General features: G+C 44.0%; 8 protein-coding genes. 4 read left to right on the plus strand and 4 right to left on the minus strand.

What is annotated here, in order from left to right; translation table 11 throughout:
• On the plus strand, positions 1 to 949 hold a 949-nt coding region (locus MK127_08065; protein ID MCH2532745.1), incomplete at its 5' end, for a N,N-dimethylformamidase large subunit.
• 60 nt (positions 950 to 1,009) lie between these two features.
• Positions 1,010 to 1,714 (plus strand): hypothetical protein, encoded by a 705-nt coding sequence (locus MK127_08070; protein ID MCH2532746.1) that lies wholly within the window; start codon positions 1,010 to 1,012, stop codon positions 1,712 to 1,714.
• Between the two features lie 2 nt (positions 1,715 to 1,716).
• Here the strand turns inward: MK127_08070 and MK127_08075 are convergent, their stop codons facing one another.
• Positions 1,717 to 2,106, minus strand: a complete 390-nt coding sequence (locus MK127_08075) for a heme-binding protein (protein MCH2532747.1) — start codon at positions 2,104 to 2,106, stop codon at positions 1,717 to 1,719.
• A gap of 28 nt (positions 2,107 to 2,134) precedes the next feature.
• Entirely contained in the window at positions 2,135 to 2,881 is a 747-nt protein-coding gene (locus MK127_08080; GenBank protein MCH2532748.1) for a class II aldolase/adducin family protein, read from the minus strand.
• A gap of 106 nt (positions 2,882 to 2,987) precedes the next feature.
• On the opposite strand from MK127_08080, the gene MK127_08085 reads away from it, so the two are divergent.
• Together MK127_08085 and MK127_08090 are read left to right on the plus strand one after the other, a co-directional pair.
• Positions 2,988 to 4,217, plus strand: coding sequence for a hypothetical protein (locus MK127_08085; protein ID MCH2532749.1), 1,230 nt, complete (start codon positions 2,988 to 2,990; stop codon positions 4,215 to 4,217).
• 76 nt (positions 4,218 to 4,293) lie between these two features.
• On the plus strand, positions 4,294 to 4,596 hold the full coding sequence (locus tag MK127_08090) for a hypothetical protein (GenBank protein ID MCH2532750.1): 303 nt from the start codon (positions 4,294 to 4,296) through the stop codon (positions 4,594 to 4,596).
• On the opposite strand, the gene MK127_08095 is transcribed toward MK127_08090, so the two are convergent.
• Together MK127_08095 and MK127_08100 are read right to left on the minus strand one after the other, a co-directional pair.
• Positions 4,597 to 5,415: a PD-(D/E)XK nuclease family protein gene (locus MK127_08095; protein ID MCH2532751.1), complete on the minus strand. Its 819-nt coding sequence runs from the start codon at positions 5,413 to 5,415 to the stop codon at positions 4,597 to 4,599.
• Between the two features lie 15 nt (positions 5,416 to 5,430).
• Positions 5,431 to 6,690: trypsin-like peptidase domain-containing protein (locus tag MK127_08100; protein ID MCH2532752.1), on the minus strand; the 1,260-nt coding region annotated here is incomplete at its 5' end.

The raw sequence follows: 6,690 nt of genomic DNA on the forward strand, positions 1-6,690 counted from the left end.
AAGCGGGATATGCCACGCCAGCTACAGGCGGCCATTAGTCAATCTTCGACCTGGATACCTCCCGGTTGGAGCAAATTCTTGCTCTGGACTCCGTCATTTTCAGGCAGATAGCCATTTAACTTCCTGGATGGAGCATATGGGCTACGAGTTTGACGTCATCACTGATTATGAGTTGCATAATGAAGGAATGGATGTGCTGTCCAGCTATGCGTTAGTTGTGCCCGGTTCGCATCCCGAGTACCAGACAAAAGCCACGCTTGACGCACGCCATGTTTACAGGGACTCCGGAGGGAAACTCGTTTATTTGGGAGGAAATGGATTCTACTGGCGCGTGGCAGTTCATCCAGAAAACCCTGCCCTCATTGAAATTCGCCGAGCAGAGGGTGGTATTCGTGCCTGGGCTGCGGAGCCAGGAGAATACTATAACTCCTTCGACGGGAAGTATGGTGGCTTATGGCGCAGAAGCGGACGCCGCCCTCAATTACTTGCAGGTGTGGGATTTTCTGCACAAGGTCAATTCTATGGGTCGTACTATCGACGGACAAAGCCAAGCTACTCAAAGTTCTTTGCATGGATGTTTGAAGGTATTGATGATGATTTGCTGGGGGATTTTGGGTTCAGTGGGGGTGGTGCAGCTGGCTTTGAACTTGATCGTTATGATCAGCACCTAGGGTCGCCCAAAAACGCGATAGTTGTTGCCTCTTCTGAAAATCATAATTCCACTTTCGTGTTAGTGCCTGAAGAGCATCTCACTCACCTGACCAATCTCCCCGGAGTTCCAAGCAAAGATTTGATTCGTGCAGATATGACTTATTTTGAAAACGATGCTGGCGGTGCTGTTTTTTCCACAGGATCAATTACTTTTTGCGGAAGCCTTCCCACCAATAATTTTGATAACAATATTTCAAAACTTTTATCTAATGTTTTTAATCGTTTCCTAAATCGTTAAAAACTCCTAGTGACATTTCACCATTGCGTACTAGGCCTACAGGCTCAATATGCTTAATGAATGGCAATCAATTTCAAGCGCATAGCATATAAAATAGAATTCCAGGCTCCAATATTTGACGATTCGACAAAGGCACGAGCATGTCTCTACCCTCCTTTATTGCAGGATGCATGGGTAAAAGCAGTTAAAAATGACTTTGCCCCAGATGGAGCATTTCGCTATTACCAGTTGCTCGAAGATTTCAAAAGTATTTTTCACGATTCCATTCAGGAGCTTCATAGCGTTTTGAGGCATATCACTGAGTTTTCCATGTACTATCAAGACGAACCTGATGGCATAGCACAATTTGTTTATCAAAAGATGCCGCAATTTGCCGGAAATCCTGCGATTAAGCTACTTGGAAGCGATGCATGCCATCGCTTCATTGGTCTTTATATGTATAAGCGCATGCATATAGGTCTTTTCTTAAGGCTTTTAACCGATGCAGCAAATATCAATGCTTTGACGTTAGCTCGTATGAAATCACAAAATCTTTTAAGTATTGTTCGGAAGAGCAAGCATGCCAATCACATAAGACAGGCAATAAAATTTTGGGCCCATGAAGGCAATTTCTCAGCTGAGAAATGTGCAAATATAGTCGTTAGTCAGGAATTTGGCCTACCGCTAGGTACTGAAGCAATAGAGCTAATCTCAAGAAATAGTTTCCGTAAATCTCTTTTAACTACGGGTACCCCAGTGTTTGTAAATCAATTTTCTAGAGCGTAAGCCTAGGTAGCAACACCGGCATAAGCAATGTCTTCATCATCCTGTGGAGAATTACCTCCACTCACTCCACAAGCCCCTACAAATTCGCCATTCTCCAGAATCGGGACCCCGCCTTGAGCGAAAATAAATTTGTCATGAATCATCTGAAACATGAAAACTGGCCTTGAAGCACGATCAACAACCTCAGCTGTAGGCTTTTGAACGCCTGCACATGCCAAGGCCTTACCTTCAGCAATTTCTATTGTTGTGAATCGCGATTTTTCCATACTAAGCAGACCTCTGCGCTTACCAGTCTCGTCGACTACAGCGATCGTTATATTTAGGCCGAGTTCTTTAGCTTTTGTGTGTGCTTGGTCGAGGACTTGCGACACCCGTTCTGCAGTTAATTCCATATCTATCTCCTTGATAAGTAGTAGCTGATTAGCTTTTGTAGGATGGGTCCTTTGCATCGAGCAACCTGAGTAGCCATGGCCACTCAATGGACTCGTAGCGAAAATTGCGAGCACTCGATGCTTTTTCCATTGTTTCTGTCGAAGGGTGGTGAATTACTTGCCCTGATGACTGTGCAAGTATCTGTACTTTGCATGCTTTTTCAAGTTCCCACATTGATACCCAGGCCTCAGCTACTGATTGCCCCGTGGTAAGAAGCCCGTGATTCTTAAGGATCATCACGTTCTTATCACCAAGGTCATTTACCAGGCTTTCCCGTTCGTCAGTATCAAGTGCCTGGCCTTCAAAATCGTGATATGCAACACGATTATAAAATTGGTAATTATCCTGCTGTAATGGAATTAACCCATCTTCTAATGTTGAAACCGCCATCCCGTAGGTTGTATGCGTATGCATTACACACTCGACATCATGTCGTGCCCCGTGTACTGCCGAATGAATGACATAGCCCGGGAAGTTGATTCTGTGTTCACCTTCCTGAAGGATATTGCCATTGATATCTATCTTGACCAAATTTGAAGCAGTAATTTCGTTGTAGCCCAAACCGAATTCATTGATCAGAAATTGGTCGTCGGTTCCAGGGACTCGGCACGTAATGTGGTTATACAGTAAATCAGTCATTCCAAAGTAGTCTGTGAGCCTGTAGGCAGCTGCTAGATGAACCCTTGCTTCCCATTCTTCTTCAGAGCAATTCTTTATTTCATAGTTTGAAGTCATGTATCCTCAATTTATCGGTATGCGCTTTTTATATTACCCAAAAGTCAAAAGAACTTATGCTGTAACCCCATCCCGTGCAACTTTCAATTACCCGGAAACCTAACTAATGTCGACTCGTATAGTAACAGCCTTCGCCATTTTAGCTTTGATTATCACTGCCGGATGCAATAGTGACACTGATCCAGTAAGTAGTAAAACCCAAAGCCAAGGATCTGCCACTGCTGTAGATACGCTTCCTGTACCAACACCAGTTCCAACCAATACCCCATATATTGAGGAGGTTACAAAATTTGATAAGGACGCTAAATTCATTCAATTAACTTCAATTGATCAGGAGGTACCTAATTATCAAAAAAATATATGCGCTGGGGTTAAGGACGTTGATCCGCATTTGCTTCAACTTGATTCCGAAAAAATTTCCTGCCTGATTGATGCAGGGAAAACGAATGCCCCTCTTTTACTTGTGGGAGGGGAAGCGCTCGAAAGCGAGGTGCTTGAAGCGATCTCCGAAGGAGTTGATTACGGCGAGGAGATATTCGGGAAGTGGGGCCCAGTTGTTGCTATAGCAGTCCAATACCAAGACCCGTCTGTAGAATATCTTGCTACGCAAAGCTGCAGAATCCGAGCAAAATATCATCCTCACCGACCTTTCAAAGATTGTTTCGATGAGACCTTGGCTTTTATTTCAGGGTTTGATGAATGCTGCGGAGCAGTACACGATCCCCCCGTACCGTTGAATCCTGTACGCATTCAATACTTCACTTACAGCGCACCCGATGCGATGCTAAGGGGAAATCAGCTCCGAAAAGTTACTTTGCACGAGTACATACACGTGGTTCAAAACGCACAGATTGTGCACCCTCACGAAATACGGTGCTCCGATGAAGAAAACAAATTATGCGAATTTGGATTTGGGCCAGTTTGGCTTGAAGAAGGCTCTGCAGAATATTTTGCGCAATATTATTCCGACAAACGTGGATGGGCCAATTTCGAAAGTACTATGAAGCAAAACCTTGAATCAGCATTAAATGTAAAGCAAAGAGGCTATTCGCTGCGCGATGTAGCAACTCGGAAGGGTCAACGTCAAATTGCGGAATTATGCCGTTGCGGTGGACAGTTGTACTACGATACTGGTACGTGGGCAACTGCCTGGCTTGTGAATCGCTCTGGAGAAGATGCATTCTTTGTAGAGCACTTCCCAAACGTGGCATACGTTGGTTTTGAAAAGGCGTTCAAAAATGCCTTTGGACTCACTTTGGATGAATTTTATTCAGAATTTGACACTTTCTTAGATAAGCCAAAATCAGAGCAATTGAAAATTTTAAAATTAAATTAAGGTCTCGCGTACGATTCTATGCAGCTCTTATTCAAAGCTCGCATGTAGTATGCTCCCAAGGAATAAGAGGTGAATCATGATTGTGTCACGCAGAACATTTCAGGCAAAAGTCGGCAGAGGCGGAGCTGTGATAGAAAACCTTAAGAAAACACAAGCAATTGTTAGTGCTTCGGGTTTGCAGTCGGGTCGAATCCTAACGGACTATCTAAGTGGGGCTACCGATCGAATTGCATGGGAATTGGAAGTTGAGGATTTATCTGCATTGGAAGCTTTGATGAATGGGTATGGGGAAATGGGCGAGCAGATTGGTCCCATTATCGAAGAGCTCTACTCGCTTATTGATGGAGCTGTAGTCGAGCACTGGCACATCGAAGAGTAGCTAACCTAAGCCCTTTTCCATAATTGCTCTTTCCCTTGAGTACGCACAATTCTCACATGCGACGTTAGAGTCGGGCATTGTGTCAGAATTTAACGTTTCCAGCATCTCGTAAATCTTGGGCTCAATCCAACTAGAGTCCCAATGGTATGGCACCAGTGTCTCTTCGAAAGTCATCTTGCCTCCAAATCCAGAGGCTAATCGGTCAGCATTGCATACGTAGAAATAGGCAATAGGAGCTACATCAAAACCCATTTTAGTCAGTAAGAAAGCATAGAAATCCATCTGGACTTTGTATCCTTGGTGGTACGTACCATTCAGGTAATCCTCTGTGTTAACGGGATAGCTGCTTGCCTGGGATTTATAGTCAACTACTATAAGTTGTTCAGAAATAATGTCCTGCCAGATATCATCAATTCCTCCGGATAAAGTGATATTGGTGTCGGGGATTTCGTATTTCAATCCATGATGTAGTGAGTTACGCCAATTGTCCATCTCGCTGTGAGCGAAAGGTACAATGTTTTTTAAGCCAGCCTTTTCGAATGACCTATGAGCGATCTGCGCTTCCCTGCATTCATCAAATTCTCTTTTCAACAAAATGTCTGTAGTCTCATTCAATGTCCAGCCAGGAGTACCGGGTGAGGCCAATCCTTTTACTCTATCTAGGTAAAAGCATCTAGGGCATGTTAGAAAATCGCTAAATTTTGACCTGCTTATATTGAAAGGTTTTGAATCCGAAGGGTCGTATATAGAAGAAGAGCGCGTACGAATCCCTGGTGCAGGTACTAATTCACCCTTGCTGTTTCTCTTTAAATTAAGCATATTTCCCTCGCCTGATCAATTGTTCCAAATCGTAAAATCTGTGACATAAGTTACTTCTCCCTGCACGCTATTATCCGTGTATAACCCATGAATTACCCCTATATCGCCGGAGTCTGCAGATCCGTCCAATTTAAGAATTACTATTTGTGAACCATTTACTGACACAACTGCCCTGTCAGCGTCAGTGACATTAATTTCAATAGCATTTTCCTCGTTTTCCATCGTTTTTAAGTTATAAAGACGCCCCTGCTCTATCGTTGACCATCCTGAAAAAATACCTGCCTGCCACATATATCTCTGGTGGTACCACCTTGGCGAACTGTCTGAAGGATCCGCATACACAATAAAATAATCATTCGATTTTGGTGCCGATCGTGAATTTGAGCGAAACCTGAAACCATAATCCCAGCCAACGCTATTCGATGTCATGGCATCATAAGGGTTCTTAAAAGTGGCGCTTGTTCGGAAGTTTCTTAAATTCACTTGCGCCCAAAATCCCGCAATACTATTCGTTGAATGAAGTATAGGTATGTCATATGGACCTGCCAGGATATTACTGCCCGACGAAGCCGTAGCTGCTGGTGTAGGTGTCGATGTAGGTACCGGAGTTGGAGTAGGAGTACTTACCTTAAATACAGGTAATTTATCAATGTTCTCACTAATAGTCTCAGAGGCAACTGCAAATCCATGTGCCTCCACTCGGATTCCCTGGCTTTCCACAATACCGTAAGTATTTATACCTACTACTCTCCCATCAAGAGTGAGTAATGGGCCCCCGCTATTACCAGGGTTTAATGCGGCATCGGTCTGAATAACCCAACGAGTATTAGAGTCTTGGAAAAAGCGTCGTGAAACAATACCCGAGGTCACCACTGTCGAGTCGACTCCCAGCGGATATCCGATTGCAAAAACTGAGCTACCTGACTTTAGCTCAGAAGAATCAATCATTGGTAAAACCTTGAATTGTTCCACGTCAGAGACGCAGCATGCAGAGAGCAATGCGATATCTTTAGTCGAGTCTGCTCCGGTAACCGTTGCGCTAAGTGATAACCCTAAATCGTTTTTAATGCTTACTGATGATGAGCCTTCGATAACATGGTGGTTTGTAATAATTTCTATGGCCTTAGTGATTTCGTCGTACCTATAGACAAAGCCGGACCCCAAGGAATTGTCAGCTATCACCTGAATAACACCCGGTGTCACTTGCCCCACTATCGAACTTAGTGATGGAGTAGGAGTGGGTATCAATGTAGGTGTTACAGTGGGAGCGGGTGT

It is taken from the genome of Dehalococcoidia bacterium (assembly GCA_022449765.1).
In the GTDB taxonomy this organism is placed as follows: Bacteria; Chloroflexota; Dehalococcoidia; order Lucifugimonadales; family Australimonadaceae; genus UBA2963.

Bases quoted from the DNA above. Each gene is read 5' to 3' on its own strand.
- MK127_08070 (MCH2532746.1), top strand. From the start codon at position 1,010: ATGGCAATCAATTTCAAGCGCATAGCATATAAAATAGAATTCCAGGCT.
- MK127_08075 (MCH2532747.1), bottom strand. From the start codon at position 2,106: ATGGAATTAACTGCAGAACGGGTGTCGCAAGTCCTCGACCAAGCACAC.
- MK127_08080 (MCH2532748.1), bottom strand. From the start codon at position 2,881: ATGACTTCAAACTATGAAATAAAGAATTGCTCTGAAGAAGAATGGGAA.
- MK127_08085 (MCH2532749.1), top strand. From the start codon at position 2,988: ATGTCGACTCGTATAGTAACAGCCTTCGCCATTTTAGCTTTGATTATC.
- MK127_08090 (MCH2532750.1), top strand. From the start codon at position 4,294: ATGATTGTGTCACGCAGAACATTTCAGGCAAAAGTCGGCAGAGGCGGA.
- MK127_08095 (MCH2532751.1), bottom strand. From the start codon at position 5,415: ATGCTTAATTTAAAGAGAAACAGCAAGGGTGAATTAGTACCTGCACCA.